22 protein-coding genes and 1 pseudogene are annotated in these 19241 nt (G+C 66.0%); 16 read left to right on the top strand and 7 right to left on the bottom strand.

The features are described 5' to 3' along the window. Positions 1 to 44: 44 nt before the first annotated feature. Complete coding sequence (locus KYC_RS22710; protein WP_008166861.1) at positions 45 to 590, bottom strand: GbsR/MarR family transcriptional regulator; 546 nt, start codon at positions 588 to 590, stop codon at positions 45 to 47. Between the two features lie 375 nt (positions 591 to 965). Next, on the bottom strand, positions 966 to 2183 hold the full coding sequence (gene purT / locus KYC_RS22705; RefSeq protein WP_008166858.1) for a formate-dependent phosphoribosylglycinamide formyltransferase: 1218 nt from the start codon (positions 2181 to 2183) through the stop codon (positions 966 to 968). Positions 2184 to 2273: 90 nt separating this feature from the next. Between purT and KYC_RS22700 the strand changes: the two genes are divergently transcribed. From KYC_RS22700 to KYC_RS22660, 9 genes are all read left to right on the top strand, one after another. Then, the gene (locus KYC_RS22700; protein ID WP_008166856.1) at positions 2274 to 3263 is read left to right on the top strand and encodes a KpsF/GutQ family sugar-phosphate isomerase; all 990 of its coding nucleotides are present in this window, start codon (positions 2274 to 2276) and stop codon (positions 3261 to 3263) included. After that, positions 3260 to 3868 (top strand): KdsC family phosphatase, encoded by a 609-nt coding sequence (locus tag KYC_RS22695; RefSeq protein WP_081478097.1) that lies wholly within the window; start codon positions 3260 to 3262, stop codon positions 3866 to 3868. The genes KYC_RS22700 and KYC_RS22695 overlap by 4 nt, the downstream gene beginning before the upstream one ends. Before the next feature lie 37 nt (positions 3869 to 3905). After that, positions 3906 to 4538: an LPS export ABC transporter periplasmic protein LptC gene (gene lptC, locus KYC_RS22690; protein ID WP_043519104.1), complete on the top strand. Its 633-nt coding sequence runs from the start codon at positions 3906 to 3908 to the stop codon at positions 4536 to 4538. Beyond that, a complete protein-coding gene (gene lptA, locus KYC_RS22685) occupies positions 4535 to 5164 on the top strand; it encodes a lipopolysaccharide transport periplasmic protein LptA (protein WP_008166853.1) in 630 nt (209 codons plus the stop codon). Before lptC ends, lptA begins: the two co-directional genes overlap by 4 nt. A gap of 33 nt (positions 5165 to 5197) precedes the next feature. Further along, complete coding sequence (gene lptB / locus KYC_RS22680) at positions 5198 to 5992, top strand: LPS export ABC transporter ATP-binding protein (protein ID WP_043519103.1); 795 nt, start codon at positions 5198 to 5200, stop codon at positions 5990 to 5992. A gap of 221 nt (positions 5993 to 6213) precedes the next feature. Continuing rightward, positions 6214 to 6552 carry a ribosome hibernation-promoting factor, HPF/YfiA family gene (gene hpf / locus KYC_RS22675; RefSeq protein ID WP_006216296.1) on the top strand — a complete coding sequence of 113 codons (339 nt, stop codon included), beginning with the start codon at positions 6214 to 6216 and terminating at the stop codon, positions 6550 to 6552. Between the two features lie 336 nt (positions 6553 to 6888). Further along, a complete protein-coding gene (locus KYC_RS22670; RefSeq protein WP_008166851.1) occupies positions 6889 to 7344 on the top strand; it encodes a PTS sugar transporter subunit IIA in 456 nt (151 codons plus the stop codon). 20 nt (positions 7345 to 7364) lie between these two features. Then, positions 7365 to 8291 carry an HPr(Ser) kinase/phosphatase gene (gene hprK / locus KYC_RS22665; protein WP_008166849.1) on the top strand — a complete coding sequence of 309 codons (927 nt, stop codon included), beginning with the start codon at positions 7365 to 7367 and terminating at the stop codon, positions 8289 to 8291. Positions 8292 to 8316: 25 nt separating this feature from the next. Continuing rightward, positions 8317 to 9798, top strand: a complete 1482-nt coding sequence (locus KYC_RS22660) for an aminotransferase-like domain-containing protein (RefSeq protein WP_008166847.1) — start codon at positions 8317 to 8319, stop codon at positions 9796 to 9798. A 14-nt stretch (positions 9799 to 9812) separates the two neighbouring features. Here the strand turns inward: KYC_RS22660 and KYC_RS22655 are convergent, their stop codons facing one another. Both KYC_RS22655 and KYC_RS22650 read right to left on the bottom strand, forming a co-directional pair. Beyond that, positions 9813 to 11093: a c-type cytochrome gene (locus KYC_RS22655; RefSeq protein ID WP_008166845.1), complete on the bottom strand. Its 1281-nt coding sequence runs from the start codon at positions 11091 to 11093 to the stop codon at positions 9813 to 9815. Positions 11094 to 11105: 12 nt separating this feature from the next. Further along, positions 11106 to 11864, bottom strand: coding sequence for a c-type cytochrome (locus KYC_RS22650; protein ID WP_081478096.1), 759 nt, complete (start codon positions 11862 to 11864; stop codon positions 11106 to 11108). A 185-nt stretch (positions 11865 to 12049) separates the two neighbouring features. Here KYC_RS22650 and rapZ point away from each other — a divergent pair, with 185 nt between their 5' ends. Further along, positions 12050 to 12922 (top strand): RNase adapter RapZ, encoded by an 873-nt coding sequence (gene rapZ, locus KYC_RS22645; protein WP_008166841.1) that lies wholly within the window; start codon positions 12050 to 12052, stop codon positions 12920 to 12922. Next, complete coding sequence (locus KYC_RS22640; protein WP_008166838.1) at positions 12919 to 13881, top strand: septal ring lytic transglycosylase RlpA family protein; 963 nt, start codon at positions 12919 to 12921, stop codon at positions 13879 to 13881. Before rapZ ends, KYC_RS22640 begins: the two co-directional genes overlap by 4 nt. A 12-nt stretch (positions 13882 to 13893) precedes the next feature. Here KYC_RS22640 and KYC_RS22635 read toward each other — a convergent pair whose 3' ends face one another. Together KYC_RS22635 and rsmI are read right to left on the bottom strand one after the other, a co-directional pair. Continuing rightward, positions 13894 to 14478 carry a methylated-DNA--[protein]-cysteine S-methyltransferase gene (locus KYC_RS22635; RefSeq protein WP_008166836.1) on the bottom strand — a complete coding sequence of 195 codons (585 nt, stop codon included), beginning with the start codon at positions 14476 to 14478 and terminating at the stop codon, positions 13894 to 13896. Positions 14479 to 14481: 3 nt separating this feature from the next. Then, a complete protein-coding gene (gene rsmI / locus KYC_RS22630) occupies positions 14482 to 15417 on the bottom strand; it encodes a 16S rRNA (cytidine(1402)-2'-O)-methyltransferase (protein ID WP_008166835.1) in 936 nt (311 codons plus the stop codon). 65 nt (positions 15418 to 15482) lie between these two features. On the opposite strand from rsmI, the gene KYC_RS22625 reads away from it, so the two are divergent. The 4 genes from KYC_RS22625 to KYC_RS22610 all read left to right on the top strand — a co-directional run bounded on the left by KYC_RS22625 (position 15483) and on the right by KYC_RS22610 (position 17882). Further along, the gene (locus tag KYC_RS22625; RefSeq protein ID WP_008166832.1) at positions 15483 to 15965 is read left to right on the top strand and encodes a YraN family protein; all 483 of its coding nucleotides are present in this window, start codon (positions 15483 to 15485) and stop codon (positions 15963 to 15965) included. A 95-nt stretch (positions 15966 to 16060) separates the two neighbouring features. Continuing rightward, a complete protein-coding gene (locus KYC_RS22620) occupies positions 16061 to 16654 on the top strand; it encodes a phosphoheptose isomerase (RefSeq protein ID WP_008166830.1) in 594 nt (197 codons plus the stop codon). Then, positions 16651 to 17391, top strand: coding sequence for a BON domain-containing protein (locus tag KYC_RS22615; protein ID WP_008166828.1), 741 nt, complete (start codon positions 16651 to 16653; stop codon positions 17389 to 17391). The genes KYC_RS22620 and KYC_RS22615 overlap by 4 nt, the downstream gene beginning before the upstream one ends. Beyond that, on the top strand, positions 17388 to 17882 hold the full coding sequence (locus KYC_RS22610; RefSeq protein WP_008166827.1) for a peroxiredoxin family protein: 495 nt from the start codon (positions 17388 to 17390) through the stop codon (positions 17880 to 17882). Before KYC_RS22615 ends, KYC_RS22610 begins: the two co-directional genes overlap by 4 nt. A gap of 103 nt (positions 17883 to 17985) precedes the next feature. On the opposite strand, the gene KYC_RS22605 is transcribed toward KYC_RS22610, so the two are convergent. Continuing rightward, entirely contained in the window at positions 17986 to 18774 is a 789-nt protein-coding gene (locus KYC_RS22605) for a MetQ/NlpA family ABC transporter substrate-binding protein (protein ID WP_008166826.1), read from the bottom strand. A gap of 273 nt (positions 18775 to 19047) precedes the next feature. On the opposite strand from KYC_RS22605, the pseudogene KYC_RS29070 reads away from it, so the two are divergent. Then, positions 19048 to 19241, top strand: a pseudogene (locus tag KYC_RS29070) (acetylglutamate kinase); the annotation flags it as partial.

The raw sequence follows: 19241 nt of genomic DNA, 5'->3' as shown, positions 1-19241 counted from the left end.
ATACAACTTCATAGAGGTTTCCTGAAAAATCGAGGTCGAGCGTGTCAGCCCTTGCCCCGCAATTTGCCGGCAAAACCCAGCACCTTCTGAACCTTGGAACCCAGTTTCATCAGGTTCTGCAGGGTTTCGGGCGGCAGTCGTTGAACCTCATCGAACCACCCGGTGGACAGTTCGATGAGCTCCAGCATTTCGGTCATTCGTTGTTGCGCGTAAGCCTCGTCGGGACCCGACGGCGGCTCCAGCAGGGTGTCGCGCAGGAGGGTGAGCGTGGGGTCGACTTCACGCTTGCGCTTTTCTTCCATCAGGATGCGGAAGATCTCCCAGACGTCCTTGGGAGTCTCGAAGTAGTCGCGGCGGTCGCCCACCTGGTGGACCAGCTTGACCAGCCGCCAGGATTGCAGCTCTTTCAGCCCCAGGCTGACGTTAGAGCGCGAAAAGCCCAGCGCCTCGGCGATGTCGTCGGCGTTGAGCGGCTTGGGCGCCAGGAACAGCAGTGCGTAGATCTGGCCGACGGTGCGGTTCACGCCCCAACGGCTGCCCATTTCGCCAAAGTGCAGGACGAAACGTTCGTTTTGGGGGGAAAGCGCCATGATGAGTCAGCCAACAGGAAAGACGGCGGAGCTTTGATCGACACAGATCGTTACTCTGCTTTCAGAAATTTCTGAAATTATCGAACAAACGCTGAGAAAGCGCAAACCACACAACTTGTAGGGGCAAGGGCGCAAGCATTGGCCATTCAAGCGACAAACAGCCCAAAATAGCCGTCGAACGTGACAGCCATACAACACTAATCGGGGATAGACCCCGAATCTGGCCCGTGCTCCGCGATGGACTATCCCGCTGAAAAACAAGGGCGCGCGGACGCCGCCCATGGCAAAAACGCCACCGGAAGGGTGGCGTTTATCGGGGGAAATGCGGCAATAGTGGCGGGAGTCAGGCCCGCGGCAACCCGGTGCAGCGGGGTATCAGCCCGCCTTGACGGTGACGGCCGCGGACACGCGCTTGGCCTTGGCGCGGGCAGCGGCCACGTCCTCGGCCACGGCCAGGCCCACGCCCATGCGGCGCTTCACGAAGGATTCGGGCTTGCCGAAGAGGCGAATGTCGGTGCCAGGCTCGGCCAGGGCTTCGGCCACGTTGTGGAACGACACCGCGTCGGCGTCGACCCCGCCGTAAATGACGCTGCTTGCGCCGGGCTGGCGCAGGCTGGTGTCCACGGGCAGCCCCAGCAGGGCGCGGGCGTGCAGTTCGAATTCGTTCTGCGCCTGGGTGATCATGGTGACCATGCCGGTGTCGTGCGGGCGCGGGCTGACTTCCGAGAACCAGACCTGGTCGCCGGCCACGAAGAGTTCGACACCGAAGATGCCCAGCCCGCCCAGTTCGGACGTGACGGCCAGCGCGATGTCCCGGGCGCGCTGGAGCGCGGCGGGCGACATCGGATGGGGCTGCCAGCTTTCGACGTAGTCGCCGTCGACCTGCTTGTGGCCGATGGGTTCGCAGTAGCGTGTCTCGACCTGGCCGTCGGCGCCCCGGGCGCGCACGGTCAACAGGGTGATTTCGTAGTCGAAGCGGATAAAGCCTTCGACGATGGCGCGGCCGCCCCCTACCCGGCCGCCTTCCTGGGCGTAACGCCAGGCGGAGACGAGATCGTCGGCGTTCTTGATCACGGACTGGCCCTTGCCCGACGAAGACATGACCGGCTTGATGACGCAGGGATAGCCGATGCCGCCGTCGATGGCCTGGCGCAGCTCTTCCTCGGTGTCGACAAAGCTGTAGGGCGACGTGGGCAGCCCCAGGGTTTCGGCGGCCAGTCGGCGGATGCCCTCGCGGTTCATGGTCAACTGGGCCGCGCGGGCGGTGGGCGTGACCCGCGCCACGCCCGTGGCTTCGAGTTCGACCAGCAAACTGGTGGCAATGGCCTCGATTTCGGGGACAATAACGTGCGGCTGTTCTTGTTCGATGATTTTCCGCAGGGCCTGCGGGTCCGTCATCGAGACCACATGCGCCCGATGCGCGACCTGATGGCCAGGGGCGTCGGCGTAGCGGTCAACCGCAATGACTTCCACGCCCAACCGCTGCAGGGCAATGATGACCTCTTTGCCCAATTCCCCGGACCCGAGCAACATGACGCGGGTAGCCAGGGGGGAAAGCGGCGTGCCAAAGACGGGGCTGGAAATGCTGGACATGGAGCGGGCCTGGAAAGGAAGTTTGAACTCGGCAGCATGCCATACCCCCCAGTCCGGGGCAAACCAGCATACTGATATTAAAATCCGTCCATGACCGACCATCCCACCACATCGTCCGGCACCGCGCTGGCATCTGCGCGCAGAACGCTACAAATTGAAAGCCAGGGCCTGCAGGACCTGTCCGCCAGGCTGGATGACGCCTTCACCCGGGTCGTGGACCTGCTGCTCGCCTGCCGCGGCCGCGTGGTCGTGAGCGGCATCGGAAAAACGGGACACATCGCCCGCAAGATCGCCGCCACGCTGGCCTCCACCGGCACGCCCGCGTTCTTCGTCCACGCTGCCGAAGCCGTGCACGGCGACCTGGGCATGATCACCCGAGACGACGTGTTGATCGCCATTTCCTATTCCGGATCCGGCGAAGAACTGCTGACCATCCTGCCCGTGGTGCGCCGCATGGGCGCCGGCCTGGTCGCCATCACCGGCAATCCCCAGTCCGAACTGGCCCGGCAGGCGGACATCCACCTGGACGCCAGCGTGGCCCAGGAGGCCTGCCCGCTGAACCTGGCGCCCACCGCCAGCACCACCGCAGCCCTGGCCCTGGGCGATGCCCTGGCCGTGGCCTGCCTGGAAGCGCGCGGTTTCGGCCCGCAGGATTTCGCCCGCTCGCACCCGGGCGGTGCGCTGGGCCGCCGGCTGCTGACCCATGTGCGCGACGTCATGCGCCAGGGCGACGCGCTGCCGATCGTCCTGTCGGACACCCCCGTGTCGCAGGCGCTGGAAGTCATGTCGGCCAAAGGCATGGGCATGACGGTCGTGACAGACGCCCAGCACCGCCCGCTGGGCATATTCACCGACGGCGACCTGCGCCGCCTGATCGCGCGGCACGGCGATATACGCAGCCTGACGGTGGAAGCCGGCATGACGCGGTCGCCGCGCAGCATCAATCCCGACGCGCTTGCCGTCGAGGCCGCCCGGCAGATGGACGAACAGCGGCTCAATCACATGTTGGTGATGGACAATGACGGCGCCCTGCTGGGCGCCCTGCATATGCATGATCTGATGGCCGCTAAAGTGGTATGACTATGAATCTTTCTGCTTCCGTGACTCACCCGGCTGAAGCGCTGGTGCTTGCCCGTATTCCCTCCACCGTGCGCGAGCGCGCCGCGGCCGTTCGCCTGATGGTTTTCGACGTTGACGGCGTGCTCACCGACGGCAGCCTGTATTACGGCGAAAGCGGCGAACTTCAAAAGCGCTTCAACGCGCTGGACGGCCACGGGCTGCGGCTGCTGATGGAAGGCGGCCTGAAGGTGGCCCTGATTACCGGCCGCTCCGGCCCCATCGTCGCGCGCCGCGCGGCCGAATTGGGAATTGCCGAAGTCATCCAGGGCGTTCGCGACAAAGGCAGCGCCCTGACCGAACTTGCTCAGCGCTCCGGTGTCCAACTGAATCAGACCGGCTACATGGGCGATGACATCATCGACCTGCCGGCCATGCAGCGCGCGGGCTTCGCGGCCAGCGTGCCCAACGCGCCCGGCTACGTCAGCCAGGCCGCCCACTGGGTGTCCACCCACCAGGGCGGCAACGGCGCCGTCCGTGAATGCTGCGATCTCCTGCTGGCCTCTCAAGGGCGCCTAGGCGGGTTCCTCGCCGCACCGGGGCTGCTGGGCCCCGGGGCCATCCAATGATCGCCCCGTCAACGAATACGCCCTCGCGGCGAACCTGATGAAAGAACGTTTTCCCTCATTGATCGCGCTGTTCCTGCTGCTGGTGCTGGTCACCAGCTCGTGGTGGGCCGCCGATTACGCGCAGCGGGCCATCCAGGTGGACCCGCCGCGTCGCGTCACGCATGAAATGGACGCCTGGTCGCGCAACTTCGTAATGCTGCGCACCGACCCCACCGGCAAGCCCATCAACCGCCTGGAAGGCGAGTACGCTGAACACTTTCCGGACGATGATTCGTATCACATCACCGCGCCGCGCGCGGTGGGCCAGCGCGAGACCAACCCCATCACGGTCGCCGTTTCCAAGACGGCCGTCATGGAACAAGGCGGCAAGCGCATTGTCATGGACGGCGACGCCCATGTGCTGCGCCAGCCTGACGCCGAAAACGACATGCTGGACGTGCGCAGCCAGCAGCTGATCATCCTGCCCGACGACGACGTCGTCTACACCGACCTGCCCGCGGTTGTCCTCAAGGGACGTTCGCGCATGACGGGCAAGGGCATGCATTACAACAACAAGACGCGCCAATTGCAGGTTTCGGCTTCGACCGACGTTGAAATTGCCGGTTCGGAAGGCAGACAGCAGCGCCGCACCGAAATTCCAGCCAACAACACTGACCAGAAAAAACCATGACCGACCTCCGGACTCTCCTTGCCCCGACGACCCGCCTGATCGGCGCCGTCCTGCTGACGGCCTCGGCGCTTGCGCCGGCTTACGCGGCAGACCCGGCGCCCAAGGCGGCCACGCCGGCCGAAGAGCCCAGCACGCTGATCCTGTCGGACACCCTGCACTATGACGACGTGAAGAAGCAAAGCGTCTTCACGGGCAACGTCAATCTCACGCGCGGCCTGATGACCCTGTCGTCGGACACGCTGCAGATGAACGAAGACGCGAAGGGCAACCAGTACGGCACGGCCACGGCCAACAAGGGCAAGGTGGTCACCATTCGCCAGGAACGCCCCGAGACCTTCGAGCTCATCGAAGGCAAGGGCCTGCGCGCCGAGTACGACGGCACCAATAGCACCTTCGACCTGATCGGCCAGGCCGTGGTGGTCCGTTACGTCTGTGGGAAACCGTTCGATACCATTCGGGGCGAACGGGTACGCTACAACGAGAAGACCGGCACCTATGAAGCCCAGGGCGGCCCCAACTCCGCCGCGGCCGGCGGCCGGGTGCGTTCGGTCGCGGAACCGCGCGCCAAGGCGGACGCGGCCGTAGCCGAATGCCGCAAGCAGCAGGCCGCCAAGAAAGGGCGCTGAAGCGCTCCCCATGCAACACCACTCGCAGCCACGATGAACCAACCTTCAGTGCCGACCCCCGTGACCTCCGCCCCTTCGGGCGTCAAGCAGGGCAGCCTGCGCGCAACCGGATTGCGCAAGACCTATAACGGCCGGACGGTCGTGCAGGATGTCTCCCTGTCCGTGGTAAGCGGCGAAGTCGTCGGCCTGCTGGGCCCCAACGGCGCGGGCAAGACCACCAGCTTCTACATGATCGTGGGACTGGTGCCCGCCGACGCCGGCCGCATCGAAATCGACGGCTCCGTCATCACCGCGATGCCGATCCACAAGCGCGCGCGCATGGGCCTGTCATACCTGCCGCAGGACGCGTCCGTGTTCCGCCGCCTTACGGTCGAACAGAACATCCGCGCGGTCCTGGAACTGCAGGTGGGGCCGGATGGCCGCAGCCTGTCGACCGCCAAGATCAACGAACAGATGGAATCCCTGCTGGAAGAGCTCCAGATCGGACACATCCGCAGCAACGCGGCGATTTCGCTGTCGGGCGGCGAACGGCGCCGCGTGGAAATCGCGCGGGCGCTTGCCACCAGCCCGCGTTTCATCCTGCTGGACGAGCCCTTTGCCGGCGTCGACCCCATCGCGGTCATCGAAATTCAGCGCATCGTACGTTTCCTGAAGGGCCGCGGCATCGGCGTGCTGATCACCGACCACAACGTGCGCGAAACCCTGGGCATCTGCGACCGCGCTTACATCATCAGCGAAGGCAAGGTGCTGACGGACGGCCACCCGGATGAGATCGTGGGAGACCCGGCGGTGCGCCGCGTCTATCTGGGCGAACACTTCCGCATGTAACAGCGCCCCTGGGGAAGACCCTAGGGCGCCCCGAGACAGCGGCGCATAAGCCCTAGGGGCTCAGCCATAAAAATGCCATGTAGTTGCGGTAGGTCAGCTTGTTTTATCGGCCTGAGTCTATACACTAGTACTAAACGAACCTGCTCATTGAAGGAGAACGCCTAACGAATCCATCGCGCATCTTGCGCACCTTTTTTCCTCTTTTAGAAGGAGAGCACACTATGAACCTGAGCATCTGCGGTCGTCACCTCGACGTCACCCCGGCCATCCGGGAATATGTCATGAACAAACTGGCGCGAGTGCTGCGGCATTTCGATCACGTCATCGATACCCAGGTCATGCTCTCGGTAGAGCCCCTGCGGCATAGAGCCGAAATCACCATGCGTCTAAGCGGCAAAGACATTCATTGTGAAGCAACCGATGAAAACCTCTATGCAGCCATAGACCTTCTTGCTGACAAAGTCGACCGTCAGGTCATCAAGCACAAGGACAAGGTAAGAAGTCACTCAGCGGAGTCCGTGAAGCGGCAAGCGGCGAGCCTCTCGCCACCCCAGCAGTAACGCGCTTCATGACCGCTCGCCCTGAGAGACGAGCTAAACAGCGATCACTCGATCCTGCCTAAGTCCCGGTGTCCCGCTAGACCTTGCGTCCAGCCGGGGCATCGGCAACTCCCCCCGCAGTCCCCAATCCCCACTCCGTCTTTTGTCGCTGGCCCGCCCCGGCGGATTCGCGTTTTCCCTGCAATTGCGTCATCAGTCCGGCTACCGCCGCCAGAATGCCCACAACAGAGCGCTATCGGTCTATGCTGTCGCTCTGCCGCCCCTAGGCGCCCAGTCGTCGGGCCCGCCTGGAAAGGCCCATTATTGCAGTGCGTCATAAAACCATATAATGACCCGATGAATCATTTGTCGCGCATCCTACCCGCCGGCAACGTCGTGCTCGATATGCTCGCAACGAGCAAGAAACGCGCGTTCGAACAAGCCGGCCTGCTTTTTGAAAACAACCATGGCCTGGCTCGTGCGCTCGTGTTCGACAGCCTGTTCGCCCGTGAACGCCTGGGCTCCACGGCCCTTGGCCAGGGCGTGGCCGTTCCGCACGGCCGCGTGAAGGGCCTGGAGCAGGCGCTGGCGGCGTTCATCCGCCTGGCCCAGCCCATCCCCTTCGACGCTCCCGACGGACAACCCGTGTCGATGCTGCTCTGCCTGCTCGTCCCGGAAACGGCCACGCAGCAGCATCTGGACATCCTGGCCGAACTCGCCCAGCTCATGTCCAACAAGGCGTTGCGCGAGGCCCTGGCCACCGAGCCCGACCCGGCCATCGTCCACAAGATGCTCACGACCGGCAAACTCTGAAATCACGCGGAAGCGCTGCCATGCTCACGGTGCAGGAACTCGTCGACGACAACGCCGACAAAATCCCCTTTAACTGGATCTCGGGCCAAGGCGCAGCGGACCGCGCCATTCCCGATGACGGCATGGCGGCCGCCGACCTGGTCGGCCACCTGAACCTCATCCACCCGTCGCGCATCCAGGTGTTCGGACAGGAAGAACTGGCGTACTACACGCGCTTCGACCTGCGCCGCCGCATGCACCACATGGACGAGCTGCTGATCGGCGGTGTCCCCGCGATCCTGCTGGCCGACGGCCTGACGCCGCCGCAGGACCTCATCGACCAATGCGACCAGCACCAGGTGCCGCTCCTGTCCACGCCGGTCGCCGCCGCGCAGCTCATCGACCTGCTGCGCATCTACCTGGGCAAGAAACTTGCGCCCACCACCACCGTCCACGGCGTTTTCCTTGATGTGCTGGGGCTGGGCGTGCTGATCACCGGCGAATCGGGCCTGGGCAAGAGCGAACTGGCGCTGGAACTTATCTCGCGCGGACACGGCCTGGTGGCCGACGACGCCGTGGAGTTCTCGCGTACCGCTCCCAACATGATCGAAGGCCACTGTCCGCAACTGCTGCAGAACCTGCTGGAAGTGCGCGGCCTGGGCCTGCTCGACATCCGCACCATCTTCGGCGAAACCTCGGTGCGCCGGAAGATGCGCCTCAAGCTCATCGTGCACCTGGTGCGCGCCACCGCCCAGGACAAATTCGAGCGCCTGCCGCTGCAAGACATCACGCAGGACATGCTGGGCCTGCCCGTGCGCAAGGTGATGCTGCAGGTGGCCGCGGGCCGCAACCTGGCGGTGCTGGTCGAGGCCGCGGTGCGCAACACGATACTCAAGCTGCGCGGCATCGACACGCTTGGCGAATTCATGGAACGCCAGGCCATGGCGATCCTCCAAAGCAGCAAATGAACACACGCCGTCGCCCTGCGGCATCGTGAGCCTTTACGAAACCCTCGCCGACGAGATCGCCAGATCAATCGCATCCGGCGTGCTGCGCGCCGGCGACAAGCTGCCATCGGTACGCGACGCCTGTTCGGCGCGGGGGGTCAGCCCCTCCACCGTATTCCAGGCCTATTACCTGCTCGAAGCGCGCGGCCTCGTGCGCGCGCAGCCGCGCTCGGGCTATTACGTCAATGTGCCGGCCGAGTCGCTGCCGCCCGAGCCCGGGGCCTCATGCCCTGACGGCGAATCAACCGAGCTCGCGATCAGCGAGCGGATCTTCGACATCCTGGACTCCGTCCGCAACCGCGACGTCACACCGCTGGGCTCAGCCTTTCCCTCCCCCTTGCTGTTTCCGCTGCCGCGGCTGGCGCAAGCCATGGCCGCGCATCTCAAGCGGCAGGATCCGCGCGATACGGTCGACGATCTGGCCCCCGGCAATCCGCGCTTGCGCAGACAGATCGCGCTGCGCTATCTGATCGGCGGCATCAACCTTCCCGCCAGCGACATCGTCATCACCAATGGCGCGCTCGAAGCCCTGAACCTGTGCCTGCAGGCGGTCACGCAGCCGGGCGATTCCGTCATGGTCGAAGCGCCCACGTTCTACGGCGCCCTGCAGGCGCTGGAAAGACTGGGACTGAAGGCGCTGGAAGTGCCGACCCATCCGCGCACCGGCATCGACCTGGCAGCGATGGAAGCAGCCATCGAACGCCACGCGCCGCGCGCCTGCTGGCTGATGACGCAGTTCCAGAACCCCCTGGGCAGCCTGATGCCCGACGACAGGAAGCGCCAGCTGGTCGAGCTGCTTGCCCGGCACGACATCCCCCTGATCGAAGACGACGTCTATGGCGAGCTGTACTTCGGACCTGCGCGGCCGGTTCCTGCCAAGGCCTACGACACGCGGGGGCTGGTGCTGCATTGCTCGTCGTTTTCCAAGTGCCTTGCGCCCGGCTACCGGATCGGCTGGGCCAGCGCGGGACGCTACGCGCAGCGCGTGCAGCGCCTGAAGCTGTCGTCCACGCTATCCGCATCCGGACCCGCGCAGGGCGCGATCGCGGAATACCTGGAACAGGGCGGCTATGACCGCCATCTGCGCCGCCTGCGCGAGACCCTGCAGACGCAGCAGGAGCGCATGGCCGACGCGATTGCACATGCGTTTCCGGCGGGCACGCGCGTGACCCGGCAGCAAGGGGGATTCTTCCTGTGGCTGGAGTTGCCAGCGGCCGTCGACGCGCTGGCGCTGCATCGACAGGCCCTGTCGCGCGGCATCAGCGTAGCGCCCGGCCCGATCTTTTCCGCCAGCGGACAGTTCGGCAGCGCGCTGCGCCTGAACTACGGTCACCCGTGGGACGCCCGGACCGAATCGGCCATCCGCGTGCTGGGCGAGCTGGCGCGCGAAGCCTGCTCGCCGGCCGCCAGGATGCGCCCGAGCGCCAACGTATCCCGCGAAGCCCGGCGCCCGCCGCGGTCGAGCTGAGCCTTCGGCGGCGCCTAGTTCAACGTCGATGAGGCGCGCGCGCGCTTGACCTCCAGCGGGGTCACGCCGCCCGCCTGGTTGCCCCAGCTGCCGCGGATGTAGGACACCAGCATCGCGATATCGTTGTCGTTGAGCACCTGCCCGAACGGCGGCATGCCGTGAGGCCGGGGATTCGCGGCGGTGGCCGGCGCATAACCGCCATCGAGCACCATGCGGATAGCGTTCACCGCCGAAGGCGCCGTCACGGTAGGATTGCTCGCCAGCGCGGGCCATGCCGATCCACTGCCCTTGCCGTCCGGCTGGTGGCATTGCGCGCATTGCTGCAGATAGAGCTTGCTGCCCAGTTCCATTGCCGCCGGCGCGGCGCCAGCGCCCGTGGCGCCGGCGGCCGGCGTGGCGGGCAGGGACTTGATGTAGACGCCGATGGCAAGCGCATCCTCGTCGCTCAGGTGCTGCGTGCTGCCCAGCACGACTTCTGCCATGGGCCCGCTGACGGTCGAATGGCGGGAAATGCCGGTCTTGAGCAACGTGGCGATGTCTTGCGCGGTCCAGCGGCCCATACCGGCGCCCATATCGTTGGTGAGCGGCGGCGCATACCAGTCCAGCACCGGGATCAGGCCGCCGGCCAGCGCGTCCGCCGAGCGCGTGGCGCCCAGGCTGTTGCGCGGCGTGTGGCAGGCGGCGCAATGGCCCAGGCCTTCGACCAGGTAGCGGCCACGATTCCACTGCACCGACTGGCCGGGGTCGGGCTCCTGCACGCCCGGCTTGAAGTACAAGGCGCGCCATGCGGCCAACAGGGCGCGCTGGTTATACGGAAAATCCAGCTCCGGCGGCCGGCTGGGCTGGCTGACGGCTGGAACGCTGCGCAGATAGGCGAACAGCGCGTCGGCGTCGCTGCGCGTGACGCGGGTGTACTCGGTGTACGGAAAGGCCGGATACAGCAACGTGCCATCCCGGGACTTGCCGTTATGCAGCGCCTGCCAGAAGTCGTCGGCCGTCCACGCGCCGATGCCGGTCTCGGCGTCGGGGGTGATGTTCGGCCCGTAGACCGTGCCAAACGGCGTCGGAATGGGCGTGCCGCCCGCCAGCGCCTTGCCGCCGCGGCTGGTGTGGCAGGCCATGCAGTTGCCCGCCAGCGCCAGATAGCGGCCCCGCTCGATCAGGGCCGCGCCGTCGGCCCCGGCCGCAACGGGGCCGGTGGTGGCGTCGTCGCGCGTGCCCAGCCAGTACAGGCCGCCGATTGCGACAACCGCCAGCAGCAGCGCGATCCCCAGGACTTTCTTCATGAACTTCATCCGGTCCCCCGCTTAACGTTGCGCCTGGCTGCCGCATTCCGCGGGCAGGCGCAGCGAATCCGCGGCGGCCGGCGCATAGGGCTCGGCAATGGGCCGCGACGACAGCCACGCCGCAAGGGCAGCGATGTCGGCAGGGGTGAGCGTGTGGGAAATGTCGGCCATGCAGTCCGGCGCGGCCGCGCGCCGCAGGCCGCTCTTCCAGCTTCCGATCTGCGCGCTGATGTAGTCGCGGGGCAGGCCCAGCAGACCCGGAATCGCCGGCAACACCCCGCTCAGGGAAGCGCCGTGACAGGAGGCGCAGGCGGGCAAGCCGCGCGCGGCGTCGCCGTCCAGGGCCAGCCTGCGGCCCGACTCCAGCATGGCGGCGGAGGCCTCCGCCCGCGGCGGCGCCGGATAAGGCACGTGCTGCTCGGAAAAGAACGCGGCCATTTCACGCAGGTAGTCGTCGGGCAGGCCGGCCAGCAGGTGCGCCATCGGCCGATACTGCCGCCGGCCGTCGCGGAAATTCAGCAGTTGATGATAGAGATAGTCCTGCGGCTTGCCGGCAAGCCGGGGGTAGTAGCCGTCGGCCCCCGCCTTGCCCTGCGCCCCATGACAGGCCGTACAGGCGGCGACGCGCGCCGCCATGGTGTCCGGCTGCAGGACCTGCGCAGAAGTCTGCTGGGCGAGCGCCGGTGTCGCCATAAAGGCAACACTTGCGGCGGCAAACCACCTGAAGATTGCCCAAAACCGCGGCAGTGAAACACTACGAATGGAAATGAGGGCTAACATCTAGGTCGAATTCCAATCCCCCGAATCGCATGACGGCGGGGCGCGTAAAGTGAATCTGCTAAGTATCCGGCCCCAAGCTTACGTCAGGGCGCGCAGACGGGTACAGGCGCAGATCTCGAGTTTATGGCCATATCAGATGCTATCCCGCCGGCATCGTCCTGGAAAAGCGTGCCACAATCATGTCCATGTTGAAAGTCGTCCTCGTCACCGGTATTTCCGGTTCCGGCAAATCCGTCGCGCTGCGCATGCTCGAGGACGCAAGCTATACCTGTGTCGACAATCTGCCGGTCCGTTTCCTGACCGAGTTCATCGCCAATGCCCGCGATGACGGCATGGAGCGGGTAGCCGTCGCCATTGATGTCCGGTCCCCCGGTGAACTCGCCGAACTGCCAGACGTGGTCACTGCGCTGCGCGCCATGGGCACCAGCCTGCGCGTGGTCTTCCTGGACGCCAGCACCGCGACGCTGGTGCAGCGCTACTCCGAATCCCGCCGCCGCCATCCGCTGACCGACCGCCTGCAGCGCGGCGGCACGACGCCGTCGCTGACTGATTGCATCGCCCTTGAAAGGGAACTGCTCGCGCCGCTGCGCGAGCAAGAGCACGTGATCGACACGTCGGACCTGACGCCGGGCCAGTTGCGCGCCTGGATACGCGACCTGATCAAGGCCGACCGCGCGCCGCTGGTGCTCACCTTCGAATCCTTCGCCTACAAGCGCGGCGTCCCCGGCGACGCCGACCTGGTGTTCGACGTGCGCTGCCTGCCCAATCCACACTACGACCGCAACCTGCGTCCGCTGACGGGCCGCGACGAACCCGTGGCCACGTGGCTGGCGGGTTACGAGCAAGTGGGCCAGATGATCGACGACATCGCCGGCTTCCTGAACCGCTGGCTGCCGCAATACACCCAGGACACGCGCAATTACCTGACGGTCGCCATCGGCTGCACCGGCGGCCAGCACCGTTCGGTCTATGTGGTCGAGCAACTGGCGCTGCGGTTTGCCGACCACGACCCTCTGCTGGTGCGCCATCGCACCCAACTGCCCGACGAATCCGCATGACGCTTTCCCGCCCCCTACACCTCATCCTCCTGGTGCTGCTGGCCATTGCCGTGGCAGGCTGCTCTTCCACCGGCGGACGCAAAAAGGGCGGCGGGTACTACAAAGACGACGGGCCGGACGACAACCCGCCGTCCAATCTGGACCAGGTTCCGGATGCGGTGCCAAAGCTGGAGCCCTATGCCAGCGGCGCGAACCGGCCCTATGTCGTGTTCGGCCAGCGTTACGTGCCGGACACCAGCGGGCAGCCCTACAAGAAGCGCGGCACCGCGTCGTGGTACGGCAAGAAGTTCCACGGCAATTCGACATCCATCGGCGAATCCTACGACATGTACGCCATGACGGCCGCCCACACCACGCTGCCGATTCCCAGCTACGCGCGCGTGACCAGCATGGTCAACGGGAAGACGATCGTCGTGCGGGTGAACGACCGCGGTCCGTTCCACAGCGACCGCATCATGGATTTGTCGTATGTGGCGGCCTACAAGCTGGGCATTATCGGCCCGGGCAGCGGCCAGGTGATCGTCGAGGCCATCCCGCAGGATGAGATCCGTCGCATGGCCTCGCAGGGCACACCCGCCGCGCCCGAGCCCGAACCCGCCTCGGCGATAGGATCCACGCCGGTTCAGGCGCCGGTGGCCGCCGTCCCCGTGGCGCTCGCGGCCCAACCGCCGGTCGCGCCCGCGCCCGGTGCCGCGCCTGTCCGCCAGGCGCCCATGGGCGCTGGCGGCAATGTCTACCTTCAGGTGGGCGCATTCAGCCAGCCGGGCAATGCGCAATCGCTGGTCAGCCGCATCAACACGCAGCTGGGCGCCGAAGGCGCGCCGCCCGCTTCCGTCGAGCAGGCCAACAACCTGTACCGCGTCAGGATCGGCCCCTACCCCGACCGCCAAAGCGCCCTGAACGCGGTGCCGGTCGTGTCGGACCGGCTCGGCATCATGCCGAGCATTGCTTCCCAATAGGCTTGGGGCCGGCTACCAGGGCAGTTCGGCCTGGCCTTCGCAAACCCGGCGCGCACGCGCGTTGCGGCTGAGGTATCGGTTGCCTTCGTGCGCCAGTAGCGCCTGCTTGCGCGGCAGCCCGCCTCCGAATCCGGTCAGCGAAGTATCCGCGCCGATCACCCGGTGGCAAGGAATGATGATGATGATCGGATTGCGGCCGACGGCGCCGCCCACCGCCTGCGCGCCCTTGGGCCGGTCGACCGTGCGGGCCAGCTCGCCGTAGCTGGTGAGCGCGCCGAAATCCAGGGCGCACAGCGCATGCCAGACCTGATGCTGGAAGGTGGTGCCCACCGGGTCCAGCGCCACATCGAACGTCCGGCGCCGGCCGGCAAACCATTCGTCCAGTTCGCGGCGCGCCTGCTCCAGGATCGGGTTGTCGTCCGCGAGAGTCCATCCGTCCGCAGAAGGCAGCAGGTCCTGATCGAGAAACCAAGCGCCCCGCAGGCCCTTGGGGCTGGCGACGAGGCGCATCTCCCCCAATGGCGTGGGCATGTCCCGATAGGCGATCGGCTCCAGGGGATCGGCGGGTTTGTTCGACACGACGGTTGCGTACACCATGGCTTACTCCGCCGCTTTCTTGCGGGTCAGTGCCCGGTTGTAGAGCACGTCGCGCGCCTGCCCGGTGACCTTGGCGGCCACACGCGCGGCGTCGCGCACCGACATTGATTCCAGCAAGGCGTCGAGCAGGACGTCGATGCGCGGGTCAGCGTCATCGTCTGCCTGCTCGTCCTCGCGGGCATGGACGATCAGCACGAACTCGCCCTGTTCCCGGTGCGAGTCGGCCGCCAGCCAGGCCGCCGATTCGCCCAGCGGGAAGGTCGCGATTTCCTCGAAGCGCTTGGTCAGCTCGCGCGCTACCGTCAGTTGGCGGTCGGGGCCGCAGACCTCGAGCAGATCCGCGAAGGCCGCCGACAGCCGGTGCGGCGATTCGAACATCACAACGGGCGCGGGCAAAGCGCACCACTGGCGCAGCCAGCGCTGGCGCGCCACGGCCTTGGACGGCGGAAAGCCGGCGAAGGCATAGGCGGGATTCTCGTCCGTGGTGACGCCGCTGCCCATCAGGGCCGCGATCACCGCGCTGGGCCCCGGCACCGGGACCACCGCGTAGCCCGCCGCGCGCACCGCCCGGACCACGCGCGCCCCGGGGTCGCTGACTGCGGGCGCGCCCGCGTCGGACACCAGGGCCACGCGCTGGCCTTGCGCCAGGCGCTCGCAAATGGCCTGGGCAGCCGCCGCCTCGTTGTGGCGATGGGCGGCCATGAGCGGCGTGCTCACGCCCCACGCGTCCAGCAGCGTGCGGCTGGCGCGCGTGTCTTCGGCGGCGATCACGTCGGCTCCCTGCAAGGCATGCCAGGCCCGCAGGCCCAGATCGCCCAGGTTGCCGATCGGCGTCGCCACGACATAGAGCGTCGAGGCGGGCCAATGCTGCCCCGCCACGCGTTCGGCGACGCGGGACCAGGCATCGCCGGCGGCGGGGGAAGAGACGTTTTGATTCATTGCAGCCTGCTGACACGGATAACCATGTCAGTGTAGCCGCCTATGCCCGCCGCCCCAGGAATCCCATGACGGACGACACCCTGCGCCTTGCATGCGAACTTGCCCTGGCGGCCCGCCACCGCGCAGCCAGGCGACGTCGACGAGCAAGCCGCCGCGCGGCGGCCGACCGCCCTGCCCCGAAACGTTCGCCCACGCAACGCCGCGGCGACCACCACGAGGCGGCCGCGCTGCGCCTCTTGCAGTCGCGGGGCCTGACGCTGCTGGCGCGCAACCTGTGGTGCCGCGCCGGCGAAATCGACCTGGCCATGCGCGACGGCGACACGCTGGTCTTCGTCGAGGTCCGGGCGCGCGCGCGCAGCCGCTATGGCGACGCCGCTGCCAGCATCGGCCGCCAGAAGCAGGCCCGCCTCGCCCGCGCGGCGGCGTATTGGCTGCCCGAACTGGCCAGGCGCCATTGGGGCGGCGCGTGCCCGGCCGCCCGCTTCGATGCCGTGGTCTTCGACGACGGCCAGCCGCAGTGGCTGCGCGGCGCGTTCTGGCTGCCCTGATCCGCGCCGGGATCCGGCCGTTTCCGGCAACGCCCCGTCCATTGCCGTTACGCCTGGACGGAACGGCGGTCCTGCCCCGTGAGATAATCGCGCCCATGGATATGACCTCTCGTATGACGTCGCACTTTCGCGACGCCATGGCCGCTTGCGAACAAAGCATGAACGTCCTGGCCGAGCCGCTGGCAGTGGCGGTGGACGTGCTATTCGGCGCCCTGGCGAACAACGGCAAGATTCTGGCTTGCGGCAACGGCGGCTCGGCTGCCGACGCGCAGCATTTCATCGCCGAACTGGTGGGCCGCTTCGAACGCGAACGCCTGCCGCTCGCGGGCATCGCCCTCAATACCGACACCTCGATCCTCACGGCGGTCGGCAACGACTATGGCTTCGACGAGGTCTTCGAACGGCAGGTCAACGCCTTCGGCCAGGCCGGCGACGTGCTCGTGGCCATCTCCACCAGCGGCAATTCGCCCAACGTGGTGCGCGCCATGGAAGCCGCCAGCGCCCGCGAAATGCACGTTTTGGCCCTGACCGGCAAGGGCGGCGGCGTCATGGGGGAACTCATTACGCCGATGGACGTCCATTTATGTGTTCCCAGCGATCGCACGATGCGCATCCAGGAAGTCCATATTCTGCTGCTGCACGCGCTGTGCGACGGCATAGACGCTCTTCTGCTTGGAGACACCGAATGATTTCTGACGTCAGACCCGCCGTCCGCCCGCTCATGCTCGCCGCCGCGCTGTCCACCGCGGCGCTTTCGCTGTCGGCCTGCGCGCCCCTGATCGTGGGCGGCGCCGCCGCCACCACGGCCGTCGTCGTGACCGACCGCCGCACATCCGGCGTCCAACTCGAAGACCAGAACATGGCGTTCAAGGCGCAAAGCCAGATCTCCCAGAAATTGGGCGAAACGGCCCGGGTCAACGCCATGGCCTACGGCGGCCACCTGCTGCTGACCGGCGACGTGCCCACCGAAGAAGCCAAGAGCCAGGCCACCGCCATCGCCCAGGGCGTGGAAAACGTCAAGCAGGTCATCAACCAGTTGAACGTGGGCCCCATCGCCTCGTTTGGCACGCGCTCCAACGACACCTGGCTGACGTCCAAGGTCAAGACCGCCCTGATCAACACCAAGTACGTGCCCTCGGGCACCATTGCCCTGACGACCGACCGCAGCGTCGTCTACCTGATGGGCAAGGTCACCCAGGCCGAAGGCGAATACGCCGCCAATGCCGCCGCGGACGTGGGCGGCGTCGCCAAGGTGGTCAAGCTCTTCGAAACCATCAGCCGCGAAGAAGCCATCCGGTTGTCGGGCAGCGGCTCCAAGTCCAACACCACAGAAACCAAGGCGCCCATCGAAAGCGGCGCCGGCGCGGCTGGCAGCGACGGCGCGTCCGGCACGAGCAGCGGCGTAGAAGCAATGCCCATCAAATGAAAAAAGCCATCGTAGCCCTGGCCGTCCTCGTGGCCGTCGGCATCGGCGCCTGGTTTGCCCTGCGCCCGGCCCAGACGGCCCCCGACGTCACCTTCACCACCCTGGAAGGCAAGACCTTCTCCATGCAGGATCTGCGCGGCAAGGTCGTGCTGGTCAAATTCTGGGCAACCAGCTGTGTCACCTGCGTCAAGCAGATGCCCGACACGATCTCGGCCTACAACGAGTACGCGGGCAAGGGATACGAGGCGATCGCGGTCGCCATGAATTACGACCCGCCCAACTTCGTGCTGAACTTCGCGGAAACGCGCAAGCTGCCGTTCCCGGTCGCGCTGGACACCAAGGGCGATATCGCACGCGCCTTCGGCGACATCCGCCTCACGCCCACGGCCTTCCTGATCGACAAGCAGGGGCGCATCATCAAGCGCTACCTGGGCGAATACGACAAGGCCGAGTTCCACGCCACCGTCCAGAAAGCCCTGGCCGCAGGCTGAGGCCGCGACACCCCGCTTAAAAAAATCGCCCGCTGTAGCGGGCGATTAATGGGCAGGGCGAATGTGTAAGCTGCGGGCGTCCGAGCCGCCCGCCAGGCCTGCATCAGAAGGCCGGCACCACCGCGCCCTTGTACTTTTCCTGGATGAATGTCTTCACCTCGGGCGAGTGCAGCGCCTCGACCAGCTTCTTGATCCCCGGCGCGTCCTTGTTGTCGCTGCGGGTCACCAGCACATTGGCGTACGGCGAATCGGCGCCTTCGATGAACAGCGCGTCCTTGGTCGGGACGAGGCCGGCTTCCAGCGCATAGTTCGTATTGATCAGCGCCAGGTCCACGTCATCCAGCGCGCGCGGCAGCATCGCGGCTTCCAGTTCGCGGAACTTCAGCTTCTTGGGATTTTCGACCACGTCCGCGGCCGTCGCCAGGATGTTGGCCGGATCCTTCAGTTTGATCACGCCCTGCTTTTGCAGCAGGACCAGCGCGCGGCCGCCGTTGGACGGATCGTTGGGAATGGCGACGGTAGCGCCGTCCTTGAGTTCGGACAGGCTCTTGATCTTCTTGGAATAGCCGCCGAACGGCTCCACGTGAACCAGGGCCACCGGCACCAGCGTGGCCTTGCGGTCCTTGTTGAAGGAGTCCAGATAAGGCTTGTGCTGGAAGAAATTGGCGTCCAGCTGCTTGTCCGCCAGTTGCAGGTTGGGCTGCACGTAGTCGCTGAACACCTTGATGTCGAGCTCCACGCCTTCCTTGGCGAGCTTGGGTTTCACCACTTCAAGGATCTCGGCGTGCGGCACCTGGGTGGCGCCCACCACCACTTTTTCGGCATGGGCGGCGTTGGCCGCGACCAGGAGGACCGACGCCACCAGGGCGGAACGGACGAAGTTCAAACGCATGTCTTGCCTCTTTTATAGGTAAAAATGGGGAGCGATGCCCCGCCAGTACGGATCGGCCCCCTTTTGCGGGGCGCGCCGTTGCGAAAACGCCCCCAATTTACCTGAATGCCGGTTATTTGTCGGGCATAAGGACATGGGTTTGCAGCATAAGAAACCTGTGGGTACTACAATCCGTCGTATGCTTGCGCTAGCGCGTCCCAAACGCGTTCTTGTGCAGGCATTTTTTTACCGCCCTTCAACTTTACTGATTACTTATTTGCCGACTTAGCTGCCATGACCGACACCCCCGACCCTGCTGCCGTTTCGTCTCCTGCTGTCAAAGCCGCTGTGCTGTCCGAAGCGCTGCCGTATATCCGACGATTTCACGGCAAGACCATCGTGGTCAAGTACGGCGGCAACGCCATGACGGAAGAGCGATTGCAGCGCAGCTTTGCGCACGATGTCGTGCTGCTCAAGCTGGTGGGTCT

It is taken from the genome of Achromobacter arsenitoxydans SY8, assembly GCF_000236785.1.
In the GTDB taxonomy this organism is placed as follows: domain Bacteria; phylum Pseudomonadota; class Gammaproteobacteria; order Burkholderiales; family Burkholderiaceae_B; genus Achromobacter; species Achromobacter arsenitoxydans.
This window is presented reverse-complemented; position numbering and strand designations above follow the sequence as displayed.